Origin of the sequence: Rhodococcus sp. P14, from assembly GCF_000256505.1 — a bacterium.
Taxonomy (GTDB): domain Bacteria; phylum Actinomycetota; class Actinomycetes; order Mycobacteriales; family Mycobacteriaceae; genus Rhodococcus; species Rhodococcus ruber.
This window is the reverse complement of the sequence record NZ_AJFC01000260.1, coordinates 32,740-54,462: the sequence shown is the minus strand read 5'-3', so window position 1 is coordinate 54,462 and position 21,723 is coordinate 32,740. Positions and strand designations below refer to the sequence as shown.

The 21,723-nt window shown below is 70.8% G+C and carries 19 protein-coding genes; 11 read left to right on the top strand and 8 right to left on the bottom strand.

Translation table 11 applies throughout. The features are described from left to right. Positions 1-1,111: dephospho-CoA kinase (gene coaE / locus OEY_RS0118605; protein WP_029540104.1), on the bottom strand; the 1,111-nt coding region annotated here is incomplete at its 3' end. Positions 1,112-1,327: 216 nt separating this feature from the next. Here coaE and OEY_RS0118600 point away from each other — a divergent pair. Beyond that, positions 1,328-1,543, top strand: a complete 216-nt coding sequence (locus tag OEY_RS0118600; protein WP_010595326.1) for a hypothetical protein — start codon at positions 1,328-1,330, stop codon at positions 1,541-1,543. A 172-nt stretch (positions 1,544-1,715) separates the two neighbouring features. On the opposite strand, the gene rpsA is transcribed toward OEY_RS0118600, so the two are convergent. Beyond that, entirely contained in the window at positions 1,716-3,179 is a 1,464-nt protein-coding gene (gene rpsA, locus OEY_RS0118595; protein WP_010595325.1) for a 30S ribosomal protein S1, read from the bottom strand. A 221-nt stretch (positions 3,180-3,400) separates the two neighbouring features. Here rpsA and OEY_RS0118590 point away from each other — a divergent pair, with 221 nt between their 5' ends. The 3 genes from OEY_RS0118590 to OEY_RS0118580 all read left to right on the top strand — a co-directional run bounded on the left by OEY_RS0118590 (position 3,401) and on the right by OEY_RS0118580 (position 7,902). Further along, on the top strand, positions 3,401-4,249 hold the full coding sequence (locus OEY_RS0118590; protein ID WP_010595324.1) for a class I SAM-dependent methyltransferase: 849 nt from the start codon (positions 3,401-3,403) through the stop codon (positions 4,247-4,249). Between the two features lie 68 nt (positions 4,250-4,317). Beyond that, positions 4,318-5,007: a TMEM175 family protein gene (locus OEY_RS0118585; protein WP_010595323.1), complete on the top strand. Its 690-nt coding sequence runs from the start codon at positions 4,318-4,320 to the stop codon at positions 5,005-5,007. 99 nt (positions 5,008-5,106) lie between these two features. Then, positions 5,107-7,902 (top strand): AMP-binding protein, encoded by a 2,796-nt coding sequence (locus tag OEY_RS0118580; RefSeq protein WP_010595322.1) that lies wholly within the window; start codon positions 5,107-5,109, stop codon positions 7,900-7,902. 13 nt (positions 7,903-7,915) lie between these two features. On the opposite strand, the gene OEY_RS0118575 is transcribed toward OEY_RS0118580, so the two are convergent. The 5 genes from OEY_RS0118575 to OEY_RS0118555 form a co-directional block, all read right to left on the bottom strand. Beyond that, on the bottom strand, positions 7,916-8,677 hold the full coding sequence (locus OEY_RS0118575; RefSeq protein WP_010595321.1) for an amino acid ABC transporter ATP-binding protein: 762 nt from the start codon (positions 8,675-8,677) through the stop codon (positions 7,916-7,918). Beyond that, positions 8,674-9,660 (bottom strand): amino acid ABC transporter permease, encoded by a 987-nt coding sequence (locus OEY_RS0118570; RefSeq protein ID WP_010595320.1) that lies wholly within the window; start codon positions 9,658-9,660, stop codon positions 8,674-8,676. Before OEY_RS0118570 ends, OEY_RS0118575 begins: the two co-directional genes overlap by 4 nt. A gap of 14 nt (positions 9,661-9,674) precedes the next feature. Continuing rightward, the gene (locus OEY_RS0118565) at positions 9,675-10,547 is read right to left on the bottom strand and encodes an ABC transporter substrate-binding protein (RefSeq protein WP_010595319.1); all 873 of its coding nucleotides are present in this window, start codon (positions 10,545-10,547) and stop codon (positions 9,675-9,677) included. Between the two features lie 122 nt (positions 10,548-10,669). Beyond that, positions 10,670-10,999: an antibiotic biosynthesis monooxygenase gene (locus OEY_RS0118560; protein WP_043805561.1), complete on the bottom strand. Its 330-nt coding sequence runs from the start codon at positions 10,997-10,999 to the stop codon at positions 10,670-10,672. Positions 11,000-11,120: 121 nt separating this feature from the next. Beyond that, on the bottom strand, positions 11,121-12,215 hold the full coding sequence (locus OEY_RS0118555; RefSeq protein WP_010595317.1) for an isocitrate/isopropylmalate dehydrogenase family protein: 1,095 nt from the start codon (positions 12,213-12,215) through the stop codon (positions 11,121-11,123). Positions 12,216-12,234: 19 nt separating this feature from the next. On the opposite strand from OEY_RS0118555, the gene OEY_RS0118550 reads away from it, so the two are divergent. The 3 genes from OEY_RS0118550 to trxA all read left to right on the top strand — a co-directional run bounded on the left by OEY_RS0118550 (position 12,235) and on the right by trxA (position 14,499). Next, positions 12,235-12,753, top strand: coding sequence for a 2'-5' RNA ligase family protein (locus tag OEY_RS0118550; RefSeq protein ID WP_010595316.1), 519 nt, complete (start codon positions 12,235-12,237; stop codon positions 12,751-12,753). A gap of 238 nt (positions 12,754-12,991) precedes the next feature. Further along, positions 12,992-13,999: a GlxA family transcriptional regulator gene (locus OEY_RS0118540; RefSeq protein WP_010595315.1), complete on the top strand. Its 1,008-nt coding sequence runs from the start codon at positions 12,992-12,994 to the stop codon at positions 13,997-13,999. A gap of 128 nt (positions 14,000-14,127) precedes the next feature. Beyond that, positions 14,128-14,499, top strand: coding sequence for a thioredoxin (gene trxA, locus OEY_RS0118535; protein WP_003937902.1), 372 nt, complete (start codon positions 14,128-14,130; stop codon positions 14,497-14,499). Between the two features lie 57 nt (positions 14,500-14,556). Here trxA and polA read toward each other — a convergent pair whose 3' ends face one another. After that, positions 14,557-17,280: a DNA polymerase I gene (polA, locus tag OEY_RS0118530; RefSeq protein WP_010595314.1), complete on the bottom strand. Its 2,724-nt coding sequence runs from the start codon at positions 17,278-17,280 to the stop codon at positions 14,557-14,559. 201 nt (positions 17,281-17,481) lie between these two features. Between polA and OEY_RS0118525 the strand changes: the two genes are divergently transcribed. Genes OEY_RS0118525 through OEY_RS0118510 form a run of 4 tightly spaced genes read left to right on the top strand, consistent with a single transcriptional unit; the run spans position 17,482 to position 21,677 of the window. Further along, entirely contained in the window at positions 17,482-18,828 is a 1,347-nt protein-coding gene (locus OEY_RS0118525; RefSeq protein ID WP_010595313.1) for a branched-chain amino acid ABC transporter permease, read from the top strand. A gap of 5 nt (positions 18,829-18,833) precedes the next feature. Further along, complete coding sequence (locus tag OEY_RS0118520; RefSeq protein WP_010595312.1) at positions 18,834-19,823, top strand: branched-chain amino acid ABC transporter permease; 990 nt, start codon at positions 18,834-18,836, stop codon at positions 19,821-19,823. After that, entirely contained in the window at positions 19,816-20,856 is a 1,041-nt protein-coding gene (locus OEY_RS0118515) for an ABC transporter ATP-binding protein (protein ID WP_010595311.1), read from the top strand. The genes OEY_RS0118520 and OEY_RS0118515 overlap by 8 nt, the downstream gene beginning before the upstream one ends. A 5-nt stretch (positions 20,857-20,861) precedes the next feature. Then, entirely contained in the window at positions 20,862-21,677 is an 816-nt protein-coding gene (locus OEY_RS0118510; RefSeq protein WP_026137906.1) for an ABC transporter ATP-binding protein, read from the top strand. Positions 21,678-21,723: the final 46 nt, after the last annotated feature.

Genomic DNA, 21,723 nt, shown 5'->3' with positions numbered 1-21,723 from the left:
GGGGCGGGCCCGCCGCGTCGCGGGCCGCGGCCCGCTTGATCTCGGCGTACTCGGTGGCCGCGTCGGAGTCCGCGCGCAGCCAGTCCCGCAGCAGCAGCGCGAACTGCTGGCCCGGCCAGCCCTGCACCCGCAGGTGCACGTACGCGGGCCGGCCCGGGTCGGCACTGCCGTGCAGTCGCATGCCCCACACCGCCGGATCGGTTTCGCCGCCGGCACCGTACGACGGCTGTGGCTCGTCGTGGTCGACGTGGGCGATGCGGGGAAAGCCGGCCCCGGCCAGGGCGTCGTCGAGCGCCTCCGCCGCGGCGAGGTCCGGCACGGTGATCTGCAGGTCGAGGACGTCGACGGCGGCCAGACCGGGCACGGCAGTCGAACCGATGTGGTCGATCCGCAGCGCGCGGCCCCCGGCGGCGAGCGCGAGCCGGGCGATCAGCCGTTGCGCCTGCCGGTGCCAGTCCGGGTTCGGATCGACGAGCACCGGCGCCGGCCGCACGGGGACGCGGCCGCGCAGGTTCGCCTCGAACGGCACGAGCCGCTCGGTCCACAGCCTGCGCACGGCCGCGGCGAGGACGTCGCGCTCGCCGTTGTTGTCCAACCAGACATCCGCTGCGGCACGGCGCTGTTCGTCGGTGGCCTGGGCGGCGATGCGGGCACGCGCATCGTCCTCGGGCATCGCGCGTAGTTCGACCAGACGGCGCAGCCGCTCGTCGGCGTCGGTGTGCACCACGGCGACGAGGTGGAACGCGGGCGCCATGCCTCCCTCGACGAGCAACGGGATGTCTTGCACGACGACGGCGTCGGCCGGGGCGGCGGCGACCAGCTCGGCGGTGCGTGCCCCTACCCGGGGGTGGGTGATCGCGTTGAGCACCGCCCGTGCCTCGTCGCTGGCAAAGGCCTTGGCGGCCAAGGCGGGCCGGTTCAGGGATCCGTCCGGCAGCAGGATGTCCTCGCCGAACGCCGCAGCGAGTTCGGCCAGGCCCTCGGTGCCCGGCGCGACGACTTCGCGGGCGATGGTGTCCGCGTCGACGAGCACCGCCCCCAGCGCGACGAGTTCGTGGGAGACGGTGGATTTGCCCGCCCCGATACCTCCGGTCAGTCCGAGTCTCAGCACGCCGACCAGTGTCGCATCACCGGCCCGGCGGCGGGACACCGGCCGGTCGTCACACTGCAGTCACAGCAGGGTCACAGAGAGGTCGCGACCTGCGGTTTCGGCGGCAACACGCCGATCGCACCGGTCTCACCTGCCCCAGTATCATCGGCGCGTCGGATATCGTCGGACCGAGCGTCCGACCACCGTCGTTACCCGCCCCACTCGAGAAGGCACCGCATGCGATCCTCCCCTCAGCTGCCCGGTCGGCATCGTCTCGGCATGGAGAACGGTGTTCACTGCATCCTCATCCCCGAGGTGGCCGCCGCGCTCGCCGAACACCGGCGAAACTGGTTCACCATGCTGCTCAGCAACGCCCGCCACAGCCAGGCGGCGATACGCAAACGCGCCGCCGAGCTGCCGGCCCAGTGGGCCACCACCCCGGCGGTGAGCTGACCAGTTCCGGCCCCGGTCGGCGCGCCGGACACCACTGTGGCCCCGCTCCTCGTGGAGCGGGGCCACAGTGGTGTCCGGCGCCGGTGCCCGCCGCCCTTCCGTCCGCCCATTCCGGGCGGCACACGCGAGGGGCCCCGCACCGGATCGGTGCGGGGCCCCTCGATCGAACGTGTCAGGCGTTGCCGGACAGCTTCTCGCGCAGCGCGGCGAGCTGCGCGTCGCTGGCCAGCGAACCGCCGGTCGACTCGGCGACGCCGGTCTCCGCACCCGTCTCGGACGAGTAGTTGCTGCCGGAGACACCCGCGGCGGCCTCGGCGGCCTCGTCCGCAGCCATCTTCTCGATCTGAGCGGTGTGCATCTTGTGGCGACGCTCGGCCTCCGCGTAGCGGGACTCCCACTCCTCGCGCTGCTTCTCGAAGCCCTCGAGCCACTCGTTGGTCTCGGGGTCGAAGCCCTCGGGGAAGATGTAGTTGCCCTGCTCGTCGTAGCTGTCGGCCATGCCGTACTTCGACGGGTCGAACTCGGCGTTGTAGTCCTCGTTCGCCTGCTTCAGCGACAGCGAGATGCGGCGACGCTCGAGGTCGATGTCGATGACCTTGACCATCGCGTCGTCGCCGACGGCCACGACCTGGTCCGGAACCTCCACGTGGCGCTCGGCCAGCTCGGAGATGTGCACCAGGCCCTCGATGCCCTCCTCGACACGCACGAACGCGCCGAACGGAACCAGCTTGGTGACCTTGCCGGGGACGATCTGGCCGATCGCGTGGGTCCGGGCGAACTGACGCCACGGGTCTTCCTGGGTGGCCTTGAGCGAGAGCGACACCCGCTCCCGGTCCAGATCGACGTCGAGAACCTCGACGGTGACCTCGTTGCCGACCTCGACAACCTCGGACGGGTGGTCGATGTGCTTCCAGGACAGCTCGGAGACGTGCACCAGGCCGTCCACCCCGCCCAGATCGACGAACGCGCCGAAGTTGACGATGGAGGACACGACGCCCTTGCGGACCTGGCCCTTCTGGAGCTGGTGCAGGAACTCGCTGCGGACCTCGGACTGGGTCTGCTCGAGCCAGGCGCGACGCGACAGGACCACATTGTTGCGGTTCTTGTCGAGCTCGATGATCTTGGCCTCGATCTCCTTGCCGACGTACGGCTGCAGATCGCGGACGCGACGCATCTCGACGAGCGAGGCGGGCAGGAAGCCACGCAGGCCGATGTCGAGGATCAGGCCGCCCTTGACGACCTCGATGACGGTGCCCTTGACGGCCTCGTCCTTCTCCTTGAGCTCCTCGATCGTGCCCCACGCGCGCTCGTACTGCGCACGCTTCTTCGACAGGATCAGGCGGCCTTCCTTGTCCTCCTTGGTGAGAACCAGGGCCTCGACCTCGTCGCCGACGGAGACGACCTCGTTGGGGTCGACGTCGTGCTTGATGGAGAGCTCACGGGACGGAATGACGCCTTCGGTCTTGTAACCGATGTCGAGCAGCACCTCGTCGCGATCAACCTTGACGATGGTGCCTTCCACGATGTCGCCATCGTTGAAGTACTTGATCGTGGCGTCGATGGCGGCGAGGAAATCCTCGGCGGAGCCGATGTCGTTGACGGCTACCTGCGGCGAGGTGACGGTGGTGGAGGGCATGTGTTGAGTTGCTCCGGACGGGTTGGTAGTCGGTTGATGAAGTTCGGTCGGACGAGCGGACCGCGCGCCGCGCGAACGCCGCGCACACCCCGCCGCGGGCGACCGCGCCGGATCCTGTCGGGCCACGGGCGGACACTCGCGACCCTCAGGCTACGCGTCCCGGTGCTAGCTGGGCAAACCCGGGCCGGTGTCGCCCGTCCGGCGGCTCTACCCTGAACGACATGTCCGACGACCGTCACGCCCACGCCCAGTCCGTCCTGGGAACGACCCGCGCAGGTCGGGCCCGCCTCGGCACGAGGGACAGCGAACGTGCGAGCCGCACCTGGTGGGACGCCGACGCCGCGGACTACCACCGCACCCACGGCGAGTTCCTCGGTGTGGACTCGGCGGACGGCGAGTTCGTGTGGTGCCCGGAGGGACTGCACGAGGACGATGTGCACCTGCTCGGCGACGTGTCCGGCAGGGACGTCCTCGAGGTGGGTTGCGGTTCGGCGCCGTGCGCCCGCTGGCTCGCCGGCCGGGGCGCCCGGGCGGTGGGGCTGGACATCTCGATGGGGATGCTCGCGCGCGGGCAGGCCGCGATGGACCGCGGCGGACCGCGGGTGCCGCTCGTGCAGGCCGGTGCGGAGGATCTGCCCTTCGCGGACGAGAGCTTCGACATCGTGTGCTCGGCGTTCGGGGCGGTGCCGTTCGTCGCCGACTCGGCACGGGTCATGCGGGAGGTCGCGCGGGTGCTGCGCCCGGGCGGGGTCTGGGTGTTCGCGGTCAACCATCCGATCCGCTGGATCTTCCCGGACGATCCGGGTGAGCGGGGGCTGACCGCGATGCTGCCGTACTTCGATCGCACCCCGTACGTGGAGGTCGACGCGACCGGGGTTCCCACCTACGTCGAGCATCACCGCACCATCGGGGACCGGGTGCGCGAACTCGTCGCGGCCGGCCTCGAGATCCGCGACATCGTCGAACCCGAATGGCCGGAGGGGCTCGACCGCGAGTGGGGCCAGTGGAGCCCGCTGCGGGGGGAACTGTTTCCCGGCACCGCCATCTTCTGCAGCCGCAAGCCGGGCTGATCCGACCGCGAACACCGGCGCCCCCCGATCGTCCACTGCGCCGAACCCGCCTGTGTCATGGTCGTGGGGTGACGCCCGCCGAGGACGATTCCGGCGCGCCGCGCCCGCGCCACGACACCCCGCGACGCGGCGGCCGGTTGCTGCCCACCACGCGGCTCGACGCGTTCTCCGACGGAGTGTTCGCGATCGTCATCACCTTGCTCGTCCTCGAACTCGACGTACCCGAATCGGCAACCCGGCTGCTCGAGGACCTGCGTGCCGAATGGCCTTCGTTTCTGGGATACCTGGTCAGCTTCGCCTTCATCGGTGGGGTGTGGGTCGAGCACATCAACCTCACCCGCGTGCTGCGGGCGGCCGACGCGGTCTTCCTGCGCCTGAACCTGTTGCTGCTGCTGTTCGTCTCCTTCCTGCCGTTCACCACCAGCCTGATGGCGACCCACCTGGCCGACGCGGCGCGACGACCGGCGACGGTGGCGTTCGGCCTGAACCTGACCCTGGCGATCCTGATGAGCAACGTGCTGGTCGTCTACGCCGTGCGCGCCGCCGACCTGACCGACGAGGCGGGCCGCGCCGAACTGCCGACGCTGGCCCGCGAGCGGTGGTCGGCGGCGGTACTCATGGCCGCCTCGACCGTGCTGGCGGCGTTCCTGCCGCAGCTCGCGGTGGCGTTCTATCTCGCGGCCGCCGTGCTCCTGCTCGCCGAGCCGTTCCGGCTTCTCCGGGTCCGCCGGCACCGAACGGGCACCGGACCGGGGTGAACCGGCCGGCCGGGGGCCTTCGGCCCTTCTCGTCGCCCGCACTCGCGCCTATGTTGGGCAGCAGGACGACCGGTCCCTCCCACAGGCGGCGAGACGACAGTGAGCGAGCCTACGATCTCGGGGCAGGACGATGCCCTGCTGCTGTCGGTGGTCCGCGATCTGGTGGCCGAGCGGTACACGATCGACCGCGCCGCCGGCACGCGCCTCGACAGCGTCTTCGATCGTGATCTCGGCCTCGACAGTCTCGCGGTCACCGAACTGTTCTCCCGTGTCGAAGAGGCCTTCGCGGTGCGCCTGCCCCGCGAGGCGCTCGGCACCGTGAGCACCCCGCGTCAGCTCCTGCAGGCGGTGCACCGCGCACCCGCGCGGGAGCGCCGCGGTCCGGTGCCCGCGCGGCGGGCCGCGCCGGCACCCGCCGAACGGACCCCGGAGGCGACCGCCACCCTCACCGAGGCGCTCTCCTGGCACGCCCGCACCCATCCGGATCGTGTCCACCTGCGCATCCTCACCGAGGGACACCGGAGCGAGATCGGCTACGGCGAGCTGTACTCGGCGGCCGGCACCGTGTCCGCCGCACTGCTCGCCCGCGATCTGCGCCCCGGGGACGCGGTCGGTCTGATGCTGCCCACGGGCCGGGACTACTTCACGACGTTCACCGGCGTGCTCCTGGCCGGCGGTGTCCCCGTCCCGGTCTACCCGCCGGCACGTCCGTCCCAGCTCGCCGACCACCTCCGTCGCCAGGTGCGCATCCTCGACAATGCCCGGGTCCGTGTGCTGGTCACCGACCCGGAGGCCGCGGGCCTGGCCCGGTTGACGGCCGGCCAGGTGCAGACGGTGCGCCACGTCGTGACCCCGGGTGAACTGGCCGGGTACGGGGAGGCCGCCGGCGCCGCCCGCGCCGCCGGCGACATCGCACTGCTGCAGTACACCTCCGGCAGCACGGGTGATCCCAAGGGCGTGACCCTCACCCATGCGAATCTGCTCGCCGACATCCGGGCGATGGGCACGGCCGCCGAGGTCTCCCCCTCCGACGTGTTCGTCAGCTGGCTGCCCCTCTACCACGACATGGGGTTGATCGGCGCGTGGTTGTCGGGCCTGTACTTCGCGGTGCCGGTGGCGGTGATGTCGCCGCTGGAATTCCTCGGCCGGCCGGAGCGGTGGTTGTGGGCGATCCACACCCAGCACGGGACCCTGTCGGCGGCGCCGAACTTCGCCTACGAGTTGTGCCTGCGCAGAATCGCCGACGCCGATGTCGCCGGGCTCGATCTCGGCTCGCTGCGCATGCTGTTCGACGGTGCCGAAGCCGTGAATGCGGAGACGGTGCTCCGGTTCTGCGAGCGCTTCGCCGCCTACGGGCTCCGCCGTGAGGCCGTGGCCCCGGTCTACGGGCTGGCGGAGGCATGCGTCGGACTGACCTTCCCGCCCGTCGGGCGGGGCCCGGTGATCGACCGAGTCGACCGCGAGCGTTTCCTGCGGACGGGCCGCGCGGTGCCCGCCGGCGACGAGGATCCGAACCCGTTGCGGTTCGTCGCCTGCGGCCACCCGCTCCCGGGGCACCGGATCCGGGTGGTCGACTCGGCTTCGAACGTGCTGGGCGACCGGCGCGAGGGCCGGATCGAGTTCCGCGGCCCCTCGGCCACCGCCGGGTACTACCGCAATCCGCAGGCGACCCGGGCACTGTCGCGGCACGGGTGGCTCGACACCGGCGATCTCGGCTATCTCGACGGCGGCGAACTCTACGTCACCGGTCGCGTCAAGGACCTCGTCATCCGGGCGGGCCGCAACCTGCACCCGGAGGAACTCGAGCGGGCGGTGGGCGAGATCCCCGGCATCCGGAAGGGCTGCGTGGCGGTGTTCGCGACCACCGCGCAGACGGGCGGCACCGAGCGCCTGGTCGTTCTGGCCGAGACACGCGAGACCGAAGCGGCCGTCCTCGACCGGCTCCGGGAACGCATCGTCGGGGCCGCGGTGGACCTGCTCGGGACCCCGCCGGACGACATCGTGCTCGCCCCGCCCGGAACGGTGCGCAAGACCTCGAGCGGAAAGATCCGCCGGTCGGCCACCCGGGAACGCTACGAACAGGGCGACATGCGGGCCCGTCCCCGGCCGGTGTGGTGGCAACTGACCCGGTTCGCCGTCCGCGGCGCGGTCCCGAGCCTGCGGCGCGCGGCACACCTGGTCCGGACCGGGGCGTTCGCCCTGTGGTGCTGGTCGACGGTCGTCGTGGTCGGCCTGCCGACCCTGGTCGCCGTGGCGGTGCTGCCTCGCCTTTCGGCGCGCCGCGCGGCCGCGGGCCGGGCCGCACGGGCCCTCGCGCGCCTGACTCGCACCCCGGTGACCGCGGACGGCACCGAGCATCTCGAGCGGTTGCCGGACTGTGTGGTGGTCGCCAACCACGCCAGCTTCCTGGACGCCATCGCGATGTCGGCGGTCCTGCCGGGCAGCTACACGTTCGTCGCCGGTGAGGTCTTCGAGCGCAAACCGTTCATCGGGTTCCTCCTGCGGCGGCTCGGGACGCGGTTCGTCGAGCGCACCGAACGCGAACAGAGCGTGGCCGACGCGGACCGGCTGGTCGAGGTGGCCCGCACCGGGGGGCGCCTGGTGGTCTTCCCCGAGGGCGCACTCTCGGAGGTCCCCGGGCTGCGGTCCTTCCGCCTGGGCGCGTTCGTGATCGCGGCGCGGGCGGGTCTTCCGGTGGTCCCGGTCGCGATCACCGGCACCCGCGCGATGATGTGGCCCGAGCACGGCAGGATCATCCACCGCGGGGCGGTCCACCTGGTCGTCGGCGAGCCGATCCTGCCGTCCGGGGACAGCTGGGACGCCGCTGTGGCGCTCGGGCGTGCGGCGCGCGCCGTGATCGCCGCGCACTGCGGAGAACCCGACGGCGGCCGCTGAGCGGGCCCGGACGCTAGAGCAGCTTCGACAGGAACGACTTCGTCCGTTCGTGCTGCGGATTGCGCAGCAACTCCTGCGGCGGGCCGGCTTCGACGACCACGCCGCCGTCCATGAACACCAGTTGGTCGGCGACCTCGCGGGCGAAGCCCATCTCGTGGGTGACCACCATCATCGTCATCCCGCCGGCGGCGAGGTCCCGCATGACCGCCAGCACCTCGCCGACGAGCTCGGGGTCCAGGGCGGAGGTGGGCTCGTCGAAGAGCATGAGCTTCGGTTCCATGGCCAGGGCGCGGGCGATGGCCACGCGTTGCTGCTGGCCGCCGGAGAGCTGAGCCGGGTAGGCGTCGGCTTTGGCCGCGAGCCCGACCTTGTCGAGCAGATCCCGGGCCAGTGCGACGGCGTCGGGGCGACGCATCTTCTTCACCAGCACGGGCGCCTCGACGACGTTCTCGAGGGCCGTGCGGTGCGGGAACAGGTTGAAGTGCTGGAAGACCATGCCGATCTCGCGGCGCTGCTTGGCCGCCGCGCGCGGGCTCAGCTCGTAGAGCTTGCCCCCGCGTTCGGCGTAGCCGACGAAGTGGCCGTCGACGTGCAGGCGGCCGGCGTCGATGTTCTCGAGGTGGTTGATGCAGCGCAGGAAGGTGGACTTGCCGGATCCGGAGGGTCCGATCAGGCAGGCGACGGTGCCGTCGGGCACCTCGAGGGACATGCCGTTGAGCACCCGCAGGGCGCCGTAGCTCTTGTAGACCCGGTCGGCCTGGACCATGGGCGTCATCGACGTTCTCCTCCGGGGATGTCGGGTGCCTGCGCGGCGCCGGGCTCGACGGGCACGGGCTTGCCCTGCGCGTCGGCGAGGGCCTGCAACTGCCGCGTCGTGAGCTGGCGGCTCAGGCCCTTCGAGTAGTGCCGTTCGAGGAAGTACTGGCCCACCATGAGCAGGCTGGTGATGGCCAGGTACCAGGTGGCGGCGACGAGCAGCAGCGGAATGGGCTGGAAGTTGGCGCCGGAGATGTCGCGGGCACGGCCGTAGAGCTCGAGGCTGTACGGCACCGCCGCGACCAGGGAGGTGGTCTTGAGCATGCTGATGAGTTCGTTGCCCGTCGGCGGGATGATCACCCGCATCGCCTGCGGCAGGATCGTCCGGCGGATGGTCTGCGACCACGACATGCCGAGCGCCACCGAGGCTTCCGTCTGGCCCTCGGGGACCGAGCCGATCCCGGCGCGCACGATCTCGGCCATGTAGGCGGCCTCGTTGAGGCCGAGTCCGATCACGGCGAACAGGAAGGCGGCGTTGATGCCCTGCAGGTCGATGTGCACGAACTGGTGCACGAACGGGATGCCGAGGTCGAGTTGTTTGTAGATCGAGGGGAACAGGCCCCAGAACACCAACTGCACGTAGACGGGGGTGCCGCGAAAGATCCACAGGTACACCCACGAGACGGTCTTGAGCACCGGGTTCGGGGACAGGCGCATGACCGCGAGGAGCACGCCGAGCAGGACGGCGAGCAGCATCGCCAGCACGGTCAGCTGCACGGTCTTCCAGGCCGCCTCGGTGATGCGCCGGTCGAACAGATACTGCGCGTACACGTCCCAGCGGTAGGCCTCGTTGGTGGCGGCGCCGTAGAGGAACAGCGCCAGCAGCACGGCGACGACGATGCCGGCGATCCAACGGCCCGGCCGTCGCAGCGGCACGGCCTCGATGGTTTCCGGTTCGGTCTGCGGTTCCGGTCCGGTGAGGGAGGTCGGACGGTCGCTCATCGCACCCCTTTCGGTCAGCTCGTCGCCGCGTTGATCTGCGCGGTGTCGATGGTTCCTTCTTCCATGCCCCACCGCTGCGCGATCTGCGCGTAGACGCCGGAGTCGATGAGGTGCTGCATCGCCTGTTGCAGAACCGGTCCGAGAGGCGAGCCCTTCGCGACGACGAAACCGTAGGGAGCGGCGTCGAACACGGGTCCGGCGGTTTCGAGCCGGCCGTCGCTGCGGGCGATCGCGTACGCAGTGATCGGCGAGTCGGCCGAGAGCGCGTCGACGCGGCCGAGGATGAGGGCGTTGGTGGCCTCGTCCTGGCTGTCGTACTTGACCTTGTCGATCGGGGGTTTGCCCGCGGCGACGCAGGCTTCGCTCTTGGCGGGCACCTCGTCGATGTCCTCGTAGGTGGTGGTCTGCACCGCGACGCGCAGCCCGCACGCGTTGTCGGGGTCGACGTCGTCACCGACGCGCTGCGCCCACTGCACCCCGGCGCTGTAGTAGGTGACGAAGTCGACGGACTGCTCGCGTTCCTTCGTGTCGGTGAACGACGACGAGCCCATGTCGAACGTGCCCGCCTGGACGGCGGGGATGATGCGGTCGAAGTCGGATTCGTTGAACACCGGGCGCACGCCGAGAACGTCGCCGAGGGCCTCGACGAGTTCGACGGCGAAACCGACGATGCGGCCGTCGTCGTCCTTGAACTCGTTCGGGGCGTAGGGCACGTTGACGCCCACCTTCAGCTCGCCGGTCGCCGCGACGGTCGCCGGGAGCTGGTCGGCGACCGCATCGACCCGATCGGCGCCGACCCGGTCACCGGGCGGCACGGTCGACTCGGTGTTGACGACGCAGCCGGACAGGACCGCGGCCGTCAGCAGCGCACCGAGCAGGCCCGCCATGAGGCGTCGACGGCCGGTCGGTCCGGGAGATGCTGGTTCGTCCACAACCGCACAGTATCCATCGGCGGGCCCGTATTGCGGAATCCGCTCCGAACAGACCCGGCGGCGCCGGTCGTACCTGCCTACCGGGTACCGGGGTCGACCGGTACGTAGTTGCCGACGTCCGCGACGACACCGAGCTCGAGGCGGAACGCGGCCGGGTCGAACCCCCGGCGGGCGTGGCGTTCCTGCAGGACCGTCCGGGCCTCGTGCAGCGCCGTGGGATCCGCCCAGCGCACCACGGTGACGATGTTGTATTCGCTCGGCCCGGAGCACAGTTCGACGACGTCGTCGCCGCGGATGCCGGGCTGGGTGCGCAGGTCGCGGTGGGTCTCGTGGACCGCGGCGAGGAAGGTCTCCCGTGCGGCCGCGGGAACGGCGAACTTGTCGATGCGCAGGATCTCGGTGGTCATGGCGGCCACGCTAGAACCTCGAGCCGACTCGAGGTCAACAGCTGCGAGCTCGGCCACGACTCGAGCTGCGAGCTCAACGACGACTCGAGCTGCGAGCTCAGCGACGACTCGAGCTGCGAGCTCAGCGACGCAGCGTGCGGGCGACGACGGTCTCGGTGAATTCCGCGGTGGAGGCGAGTCCCCCGAGATCGGCGGTGGCCACGCCGGCCTCGACGGTCGCCTCGACGGCGTGCTCGATCCGGCGGGCGGCGGCGACGAACTCGGGCAGGTCGTGGACGGTGCCGAGCCGGTCGAGGAGCATCGCGGCGGACAGGATGAGGGCCGTGGGATTGGCGCGGTTGCGGCCGGCGATGTCGGGGGCCGCCCCGTGGGCGGCCTGCGCCATGGCCTGGGTGTCGGAAGCGTTGATCGACGCCGCGGTGCCGAGCGAGCCGGACAGCTCGCCCGCGAGGTCGGAGAGGATGTCGCCGAACATGTTCTCGGTCACGACGACGTCGTAGTCGCCGCCGTGGCGGACGAGGTGGGCGGCCATGGCGTCGACGTGCTCGTCGTCCACCGTGACCGACGGATACCGGGCGCCGACCTCTCGGCACACGTCCCGGAACAGGCCGGTGGTCAGGGACAGCACGTTGGCCTTGTGCACGATGGTGAGGCGGTGGCGACGACGGGCGGCGAGCCGGAAGGCGGTGTGGGCGATGCGTTCGGAGGCGGCCCGGGTGACGACGCCGACGGCGAGCGCGACGTCGGGGGTGGGCATGAATTCGCCGCTGCCGACGGCCATGTTGCGGTCGGCGTAGAGCCCTTCGGTGTTCTCCCGCACGATGACGAGGTCCATGTGCGGTGACACGGCGCGGACGCCGGGCAGGGCGCGGGCGGGACGGATGTTGGCGTAGAGGCCGAACCGCTTGCGAATCTGTCCGCCCGGCGTGAGCTGGGCCCGGAACGGGTCGGGATAGGCCGCGCTGTCGTGCGGTCCGAGGATCCACGAGCCCAGGCCGGCGAGGGCGTCGAGGGTGGACTCGGGGGTGGGGGTGCCGTGGGTGGCGATCGCATCGGCGCCGAGCGGCAGCGGCACCCAGTCGATCTGCGGGCCGTGCGAGGCGGCGACGGCGGCGTCGACCACCCGCCGGGCGGCCGGGACGATCTCGTGACCGATCCCGTCTCCCTCGAGCAGTCCGATGCGGTGCGGGGCGGGGATTGCGACGGCGTCGGTCATGGGGCAATCATTACCTACCATGGTGCAGTCGGTGGAACTGCTCCTCGACGACCGCCTGGATCAGGCCGTCCGCGAGGAATGGGCGCGCTTGCTGGACGTGGGGCTGGTCAGTCAGGCCCGCAACCGGTCCGAGTCGAACCGCCCGCACATCACGCTCGCGGTCGCCGCATCGATCCCACCGGGGGTGGAAGGGGCGATGCGGGAGCGGATCACGGGCGAGCCGTTGCCGGTGCGGCTCGGGGGGATGGTGCTGTTCGGCTCGCGTACCGCGACGGTGGCGCGGCTGGTGGTGCCCACGGCCGAACTGCTCGAGCTGCAGCGGGTGGTGTTCGAGCTGATCGACGGCTGTCCGGGTGTTCCCCCGCACATCCGGCCCGGCGAGTGGACCCCGCACGTGACCCTGGCCCGTCGGGTGCCGCCGGGCCGGCTCGGCTCGGCGCTCACGGCGACCCGTGCGGGCACCCGGGAGCTGACGGGCGTGTCGGCGGGCATCCGGCGGTGGGACGGCGAGGCGCGGCGCGAGTGGCGGGTGGTGTGACGCCGCGCCGACGCGGGCCGGTCCCGGATCAGACGCGGTAGTCGCCGAACTGGGTCTCCTCACGGTGGGTGTCGGGCGTCCGGCCGGTCAGCGCCAGGGCGTCGAGCACCACGAACACGACGAGGACGAGCAGGAGGACGGTCATGGTCTCAGCCTCGCCCGGGGGCCCCCCTGCCGACAGCGGCAGGAACGACATGTAGCGTCGTTTTCCGGCCAATCCGATGGCAGACTGGGTGACATGCTGACGACGGTGGTCGTGCCGCTACTTCCCCGCACCGAGGTCTTCGAACTCGGTGTCGCCTGTGAGGTGTTCGGGTTCGACCGCTCCGACGACGGGTTGCCCGTGTACGACTTCAGCCTCGTCGCGGGCAGTCCCCACCCGGTCACCACCCGATTCGGGTACACGATCGACGTCCCCTACGACCTCGATCGCCTCGACGACGCGGATCTGATCGTCATTCCCGCCGGCGGCACCGGGATCGCCGACCGCGACGAGTCGTTCGTGTGCGGCGCCGGCGGCGAGATCACCGATCTGGAGCCACTGTTCGCGAAGCTGCGCGCCGCGGTCGATCGCGGCGCGCGGGTCGCGAGCCTGTGCACGGGTGCCTTCGTCCTGGGTGCGGCCGGGCTGCTCGACGATCGCCGCTGCACCACCCACTGGCGCCACGCGGCGCAGCTGGCCGCACGCTTCCCGTCCGCGAAGGTCGATCCGGACGTGCTCTACGTCGACGACGACCCGGTGTTCACCAGCGCCGGCACCGCCGCCGGCATCGACCTGTGCCTGCACATCGTGCGCAGGGAGCAGGGTTCCGACGTGGCCAACGGCATCGCTCGCCGGATGGTGGTCCCGCCGCACCGCGACGGCGGGCAGGCCCAGTACGTCGCCATGCCGCTGCCGACGGCACCCGCCGAAACCCTCGCGCCGCTGCTCGACTGGATGACCGAGCACCTCGACGAGGATCTGCCCGTGGCGGCGCTCGCCGCGAAGGCACACATGTCCCCGCGGACCTTCGCGCGGCGGTTCCTGGCCGAGACCGGGACGACGCCCGCCCGCTGGTTGCGCGATCAGCGGGTCTTCGCCGCCCAGCGGTTGCTCGAGAGCACGGACCTGCCCGTCGACGCGGTCGCCGACCGCGTCGGGTTCGGGACCGCCGCGGTCCTGCGGCAGCACTTCCTGCGTCTGCGCCGCACCACGCCGCACACCTACCGTCGCACGTTCCGCGCCGGGTCCGGCCTCGGGCGATGATCCGCCCCGAGGTCGGGGCCCGCCGCGGTGTCGGCGAGGTGGGTATCCCCGGCCGGAGCGGGTACCCGCGGGAAGAAACGGTCGCGACGGGACGTTGACGCGATCAGTACCCGACCGAAAGGATCCCTGTGGCCACCCAGACTCTCACCCAGCAGAACTTCGACGACATCATCACCGGTAACGACGTGGTCCTCGTCGACTTCTGGGCGTCGTGGTGCGGGCCGTGCCGCTCCTTCGCCCCCACGTTCGAGTCGTCCTCGGAGAAGCACCCGGACGTCGTGCACGCCAAGGTCGACACCGAAGCCGAACAGGGCATCGCGGCGGCGGCGAACATCCGGTCCATCCCCACGATCATGGCGTTCCGGGAAGGCATCCTCGTGTTCAACCAGGCCGGGGCCCTGCCGCCGGCCGCGCTCGAGGATCTCGTGACCCAGGTCAAGGCCCTCGACATGGACGAGGTACGCCGGCAGATCGCCGAACAGAACCAGAAGCAGGGCTAGCACCGGCTCCGGCGCACTCCCGGCGCGACCGGGAGTGCGCCTGCCCGCGCCGGGCGGTCAGTGCGCGGCGGCGTCCCAGCTGCGTCCGGACCCGACCGAGACGTCCAGCGGGACGGACAGTTCGATGACCGAGGCCATCTTGTCCCGCACCAGCTGCTGCACCCGTTCGCGCTCGTCGGCGGTCACCTCGAGCACCAGCTCGTCGTGCACCTGCAGGAGCATGCGCGAACGCAGTCCGGCCTCGCGCAGCGCCGTCTGCACGTCGATCATCGCGACCTTGATGATGTCGGCGGCGGTGCCCTGGATCGGGGCGTTGAGCGCGGCGCGTTCGGCGACCTCGCGGCGCTGCCGGTTGTCGCTGTTCAGGTCCGGCAGGTAGCGGCGGCGGCCGTAGAGGGTGGAGGTGTAGCCGTCCTTGCGGGCCTGTTCGACGACGGCGTGCAGGTAGTCGCGCACGCCGCCGAAGCGGTTGAAGTACGCCTCCATCTGTTCGCGGGCCTCGTCGGTGGAGATCTTCAGCTGCTGCGCCAACCCGTACGCGCTGAGCCCGTACGCCAAGCCGTACGACATCGCCTTGACCCGCCGCCGCAGTTCGGGGGTGACCTCCTCGATCGGCACCCCGAAGGCCCGGGAGCCGACGAAACTGTGCAGGTCCTCGCCGGTGTTGAAGGCCTCGATCAGCCCCTCGTCCCCGGAGAGGTGGGCCATGATCCGCATCTCGATCTGGCTGTAGTCCGCGGTGAGCAGCAGGTCGTAGCCGGGGCCGACGACGAACGCGTCGCGGATGTGCCGGCCCGCCTCCGTGCGCACCGGGATGTTCTGCAGATTCGGCTCGGTCGAGGAGAGCCGGCCGGTGGCCGCCACGGTCTGGTTGAAGGTGGTGTGGATGCGGCCGTCGTCGGCGATGGACTTGATCAGACCGTCGACCGTGGTCTTCATCTTCATCGCTTCCCGGTGGGCGAGCAGATGCTCGAGGAACGGGTGCCCGGTCTGCTCGAACAGGTTCTGCAGCGCCTCGGCGTCGGTGGTGTAGCCGGTCTTGGTCTTCTTCGTCTTCGGCATGTCCAGCTCGTCGAACAGCACCACCTGCAGCTGCTTCGGTGAGCCGAGGTTGATCTGTTTGCCGATCACGTCGTAGGCGGCCGACGCGGCGGCGGCGACGTCCGCGACGAAGCCGGACTGCAGGTCCTCCAGCCGTTCGGCCTCGACCGCGATGCCGGTCGTCTCGAGGTCGGCGAGCACCCCCAGCAGGGGCAGTTCCATGTCGGTCAGCAGGGCGGTGGACTCGATCTCCTCGAGTTCGGTGTCCAGGGCCGCGGCGAGGTCCACCACCGCCCGGGCCTGCAGAATCGCCGACTCGGCGGCCTTCGCGTCCGCGGCATCGGCGTCGTCGAGCAGCGAGAGCTGCTGCTCCCCCGACTCCTCGACCCGCAGTTCCCGCTTGAGGTAGCGCAGGGACAGGTCGTCGAGATTGAAGCTGCGCTGACCGGGACGTACCAGGTAGGCCGCGAGGGCGGTGTCGCTGGTGACCCCGGCCAACGTCCAGCCGCGGCCTCGCAGTGCGTGCAGGGCGGCCTTCGCCTCGTGCAACGCCTTGGGCACCGCCGCGTCGCCCAGCCAGCCGGTCAGCGCCGTCTCGTCCTCGGGCGTGAGGGTCGTGGTGTCCACGTACGCCCCCTCCCCGTCGGCCGCGGCGATCGCCACGGCCGTGGCGTCACCGCCGTACGGAACGCAGGACCCGAGCACGGTGATCCCGTGCCGCGCACCCGGCCCGGCATGCTCGGCCAGCCACCCGGTGAGCGCGCCCGGCTCGAGCACGCCGCCGCGCACCTCGAAGCCCTCCTCGGCCTCGGGTTCGACCGAGCTGAGCGTCGCGAACAGCCGGTCGCGCAGCACCTTGAACTCGAGGTCGTCGAACAACCGGTGGATGCGGTCGCGGTCCCAGGGAGCCAGCGCCAGCTGGTCGGGGGTGTAGGGCAGGGTCATGTCCCGCACCATCTCGGTGAGCTGACGGTTGAGCAGCACGCTCGACAGGTGCGCCCGCAGGGCGTCGCCGGTCTTCCCTCGGACCTCGTCGACGCGGTCGACGAGGTCGGTGAGGCTCCCGAACTCGCGGATCCACTTGGCGGCGGTCTTCTCCCCCACGCCCGGGATCGACGGCAGGTTGTCGCTCGGATCCCCGCGCAGCGCCGCGAAGTCCGGGTACTGCTGCGGGGTCAGCCCGTACTTCTCCTCCACCGCCGCCGGCGTGAACCGCGTCAGGTCCGACACTCCGCGCCGGGGGTACAGGACGGTGACGTCGTCGGTGACCAGCTGCAGGGAGTCCCGGTCGCCGGTGACGACGAGCACCCGATATCCCTGGGCCGCGGCCTGCGTGGCCAGGGTGGCGATGATGTCGTCGGCCTCGAAACCGGCCTCGGCCATCACCGGGATACCCAGGGCCCCGAGCACGTCCTTGGTGATGTCGATCTGACCGCGGAACTCGTCCGGCGCGGAGCTGCGGTTGGCCTTGTACTCGGGGTACGCCGTCGCCCGGAACGTGTCGCGGTTGACGTCGAACGCGGCGGCGACGTGGGTGGGTTGCTCGTCGCGCAGCAGGTTGATGAGCATGGAGGTGAACCCGTACACCGCGTTGGTGGTCTGGCCGCTGTGGGTCTTGAAGTTCTCCGCCGGCAGGGCGTAGTACGCGCGGAACGCCAGGGAATGCCCGTCGAGCAGCAACAGGGTCGGTCGGTCGCCGCCGGAGGCGGCGGGTGCGGAGGAGGTCGATGCGCGAGTCACGGTTCCTCAGTCTAGGGACCGGCTCGGACAACCCGGACCCACCGCGACCGTGTGCGCGGCGCGGCGCGGCGAAACAGAACAGATACGCGGCGGAAATCGCAGAGCGCCGTGGAACGCTGTTGCAGCCGCTAAAGTCCGGTTCCACGACGCCGGTGCCCCGGCGGCGCGCACGACGACCCCGACGTGATCCGGAGGACCTGCGTGGCCCCATTCGTGCCGCTCCGGGAGCGATGGCCGGTCCCTCGGCTCGCCCCGACACTCCTGCTGCTGCTGCTCGCGCTCGCCGGTCTCGGAGCCGGGATCGGGACCGCGGTCGCGCAGGAGCCCACGCCCCCGCCGGCACCGGTCACCACCGCTCCGCAGCCGAGCGAGGGGGTGCGGGTCAGCGGCAGCCTCAACAACGCCGGGCAGCGCCTCGGCGGGGTCACGGTCCGGGCCCGCGACACCACGGGCGCCGAGGTCGCCGAAGCGACCTCGGCCGCCGACGGCCGGTGGGAGCTGACCGTGCCCCCCGGCACCTACACGTTCGAGGTGGACGAGCAGTCCCTCCCCGACGAGGTCAGCGTGCAGGCCACCGTCCAGCGCGACGTCGTCGCCGGGCGGGCGAACACGGTCATCTTCTCGTTCGGCGAGTCGCGTTCCGGGTTCGGCACCTCCGGGTGGGAGACGGTGATCCGCACCGTCGTCGACGGACTCCGGTTCGGCCTGGTGATCGCGATCGCCGGGGTCGGGTTGAGTCTGATCTTCGGAACCACCGGCCTGACGAACTTCGCGCACGGGGAACTCGTGACCCTCGGCGCGGTGGCCGCGTGGATCTTCAACGTGAGCCTGGGCATCCAGTTGATCCCCGCGACGCTGCTCGCCATCGCGGTGGGCATCGCCATCGGCCTGCTCAACAACGGGCTGATCTGGGCGCCCCTGCGGCGGCGGCGCACCGGCCTGATCGCCCAGCTCGTCGTGTCGATCGGCCTCGCGATCTCGCTGCGCTACCTGATCCTCGCGCTGTTCTCCGACCGGGCCGAGCCGTTCGCCGACTACCAGGGCCAGCGCCAGCTGGAATGGGGCCCGATCGCGATCACCCCGGTGAACCTGGCGTGCATCGTCGTCAGCCTCGCCGTGCTCGTCGGGGTCGCCCTGCTCGTCCAGCGCACCCGCATCGGCAAGGCCATGCGCGCGGTGGCCGACAACCGGGATCTGGCGGCGGCCTCGGGCATCGACGTCGAACGCGTCGTCCGGTTCGTGTGGGGACTCGGCGGCGGACTCGCGGCCCTCGGTGGGGTGTTGTTCGGTTTGTCCGAGCTCGGCGGCCGCGTCCAGTGGGAGATGGGCTTCAAGCTGCTGCTGCTGATGTTCGCCGGGATCACCCTCGGCGGGCTGGGCACCGCGTACGGGGCGCTGCTGGGCTGCGTGATCGTCGGCCTGCTCGTGCAGTTGTCGACGCTGATCATCAACCCCGACCTGAAGTACATCGGTGGCCTGCTCGTGTTGATCGTCGTCCTCGTCGTCCGTCCGCAGGGCATTCTCGGCAGCCGGGCCAGGGGGGGGTGAGCGCCGTGGATCTCGTTGCCGTTCTCCAGGTTTCCTTCGCCCAGTTGATCGGGCCGTCGGCGATCTTCTACGCGCTGCTCGCCATCGGACTGAATCTGCACTTCGGGTACGCCGGACTGCTCAACTTCGGCCAGATCGGATTCGCCCTGCTCGGCGGGTACGGCGTCGGGATCATGACCGTCACCTACGACCAGCCCCTGTGGCTCGGCATCCTCGTCGGCCTGGCGGCGTCGGCCCTGCTGGCTCTGGTGCTGGGCATCCCCACCCTGCGGTTGCGCGCCGACTACCTCGCCATCGTCACCATCGCCGCCTCCGAGATCCTGCGGCTGGTGTTCCGCTCCACCGCATCGGATCCGGTGACCGGCTCGACCAACGGACTGTTCGGGTTCGCCGGACCGTTCACCCGGCTCAGCCCGTTCGACCCCGGGCGGCAGTACTCGCTGCTCGGGATGCGGTTCTACGGCGACGACCTGTGGGCGATGGTCGTGGGCTGGACCCTGGTGCTGGCGCTGTGCGGGCTGGTGTACCTGCTCAGCCACAGCCCGTGGGGGCGAGTGCTCAAGGCCGTCCGCGAGGACGAGGACGCCGCCCGATCGCTCGGCAAGAACGTCTTCGTGTACAAGATGCAGGCGCTGGTGCTCGGCGGCATGATCGGCGGGCTCGGTGGCATCTTCAACGCGCTGCAGACCAAGTCGATCAACCCCGACTTCTACTCCACCGCGCAGACGTTCTTCGCCTTCGGCGCCCTGATCCTCGGGGGCGCCGCCACCGTGTTCGGTCCCGTCCTCGGCGCGATGCTGTTCTGGTTCCTGCTCACCATTCCCGATGCCCTGCTGCGCCAGGCCATCTCGGGTCCGGACCCGCTGCTGGCCCTGTCCGAGCAGCAGGTCGGCGCGATGCGCTACATCCTCCTCGGCGTGCTCATCGCCGTCATGATGGTGTTCCGGCCCCAAGGCATCCTCGGCAACAAGCGGGAGGTGCAGCTCGATGCCTGACGCGCCCCTGCCCGCGGCACAGCGTTCCGCCCTGTTCGACACCGTGGCCCGCGAGCCCGGCGCGGCCAAACCGGATCCGGTCCTCGTGGTGGACGCGCTCTCCCGAACCTTCGGCGGTCTCCGGGCCGTCGACGTGGCGCACCTCGAGATCCAGCGCGGCTGCATCACCGGCCTGATCGGGCCGAACGGCGCCGGCAAGACCACGCTGTTCAACCTGCTCACCGGCTTCGACCGACCCGACACGGGGACCTGGAGCATGGACGGGACGTCGCTCGGACGTCTGCACCCGCACCAGCTCGCGCGCCGCGGGATCGTGCGGACGTTCCAGCTCACCAAGGCGCTGTCGAAGATGACCGTGCTCGACAACGTGCGGCTCGGTGCGACGGGCCAGCGGGGGGAACGGATGCTCGCAGCGTTGCTGCCGTGGACGTGGCACCGGCAGGAACGTGCCGTCACCGAACGTGCCCGCGAGATGCTGGCGCGGTTCGCCCTCGACGCGAAGGCCGACGACCTGGCCGGTTCCCTGTCCGGTGGGCAGCGCAAGCTCCTCGAGATGGCCCGGGCCCTGATGACCGAACCGGCGGTGGTCATGCTCGACGAGCCGATGGCCGGGGTCAATCCCGCGCTGACGCAGACACTCCTCGGGCACATCAAAACCCTGCGCGACGACGGCACGACCGTCGTGTTCGTCGAGCACGACATGGACGTCATCCGTGACATCTCCGACTGGGTGGTGGTGATGGCGCAGGGATCGGTGATCGCCGAGGCTCCGCCGGACCAGCTGTCCTCGAATCCGGCCGTCGTCGACGCCTACCTGGGCAGCCACCACGACCAGGTGCTCGAGTTCGACGACGAGGGCAACCCCGTCGGCGCCACGGCCGCGCTCGCCGTGGCGATGGAGGAGGCCGAGGCCCAGACCCTCGAGACCGGTGGCGACCTGTCCGAGCCGGACGCCACCGTCCTCGCCGACCTGCCCGACGGGACCGGACGGCCCGAGCCCGGTACCGAGCCTCCGACGCAGGAGAAGCCGTGAGCGAGATGCCGCCCCCCGAACCGGCGCAGACGACCGCGGCCGAGCGCGCGGCCACCGCCGAGGAACACGCCCGCCTCGCCGAGGGGGCACTGGTGCGCGCCGACGACATCGTCGCCGGGTACTTCCCCGGCGTCGACATCCTGCGCGGCTGCAACTTCTTCCTCCGCGACGGCGAGATCGTCGGCATCATCGGACCCAACGGTGCCGGCAAGTCGACCCTGCTCAAGGCGCTGTTCGGGCTGATCCCCGTGCGACGCGGCACGGTGACGCTGCGTGGCGACGACATCACCGCCGCTCCCGCGCACGTCCTGGTGCGCAAGGGGCTCGGCTATGTGCCGCAGACCCGCAACGTGTTCCCGTCACTGACCATCGAGGAGAACCTCGAGATGGGAATCTACCTGCGGCCCAAGCAATTCGACCAAAGGTTCGCGTTCGTCGCGGAGTTGTTCCCGCTCCTCGGTGAGCGCCGCAAGGTCAAGGCCGCGACCCTGTCCGGCGGTGAGCGGCAGATGGTGGCGATGGGCCGGGCGCTGATGATGGATCCGTCCGTGCTGCTGCTCGACGAACCGTCGGCGGGCTTGTCGCCGATGTTCCAGGACGAGGTGTTCATCCGCTGCAAGAAGATCAACGCCGCGGGGGTGTCGATCATCATGGTGGAACAGAACGCCCGCCGGTGCCTGCAGATCTGCGACCGCGGCTACGTGCTCGACCAGGGCCGCAACGCCTACACCGACACCGGACCGAACCTCATGCACGACCCGAAGGTCGTCGAGTTGTACCTCGGGACGCTCGCCGGCAGCAGGGAGCAGAAGCACAACTGACGCTGGGCGGGCCGGGAACCGATCCGGTTCCCGGCCCGCCCACCGA

What these genes read in the sequence shown, in the direction of transcription:
- OEY_RS0118600 (WP_010595326.1), top strand. Translation starts at nt 1,328, where the DNA reads ATGCGATCCTCCCCTCAGCTGCCCGGTCGGCATCGTCTCGGCATGGAG.
- rpsA (WP_010595325.1), bottom strand. Translation starts at nt 3,179, where the DNA reads ATGCCCTCCACCACCGTCACCTCGCCGCAGGTAGCCGTCAACGACATC.
- OEY_RS0118590 (WP_010595324.1), top strand. Translation starts at nt 3,401, where the DNA reads ATGTCCGACGACCGTCACGCCCACGCCCAGTCCGTCCTGGGAACGACC.
- OEY_RS0118575 (WP_010595321.1), bottom strand. Translation starts at nt 8,677, where the DNA reads ATGACGCCCATGGTCCAGGCCGACCGGGTCTACAAGAGCTACGGCGCC.
- OEY_RS0118570 (WP_010595320.1), bottom strand. Translation starts at nt 9,660, where the DNA reads ATGAGCGACCGTCCGACCTCCCTCACCGGACCGGAACCGCAGACCGAA.
- OEY_RS0118565 (WP_010595319.1), bottom strand. Translation starts at nt 10,547, where the DNA reads ATGGCGGGCCTGCTCGGTGCGCTGCTGACGGCCGCGGTCCTGTCCGGC.
- OEY_RS0118560 (WP_043805561.1), bottom strand. Translation starts at nt 10,999, where the DNA reads ATGACCACCGAGATCCTGCGCATCGACAAGTTCGCCGTTCCCGCGGCC.
- OEY_RS0118555 (WP_010595317.1), bottom strand. Translation starts at nt 12,215, where the DNA reads ATGACCGACGCCGTCGCAATCCCCGCCCCGCACCGCATCGGACTGCTC.
- OEY_RS0118550 (WP_010595316.1), top strand. Translation starts at nt 12,235, where the DNA reads ATGGTGCAGTCGGTGGAACTGCTCCTCGACGACCGCCTGGATCAGGCC.
- OEY_RS0118540 (WP_010595315.1), top strand. Translation starts at nt 12,992, where the DNA reads ATGCTGACGACGGTGGTCGTGCCGCTACTTCCCCGCACCGAGGTCTTC.
- OEY_RS0118515 (WP_010595311.1), top strand. Translation starts at nt 19,816, where the DNA reads ATGCCTGACGCGCCCCTGCCCGCGGCACAGCGTTCCGCCCTGTTCGAC.
- OEY_RS0118510 (WP_026137906.1), top strand. Translation starts at nt 20,862, where the DNA reads ATGCCGCCCCCCGAACCGGCGCAGACGACCGCGGCCGAGCGCGCGGCC.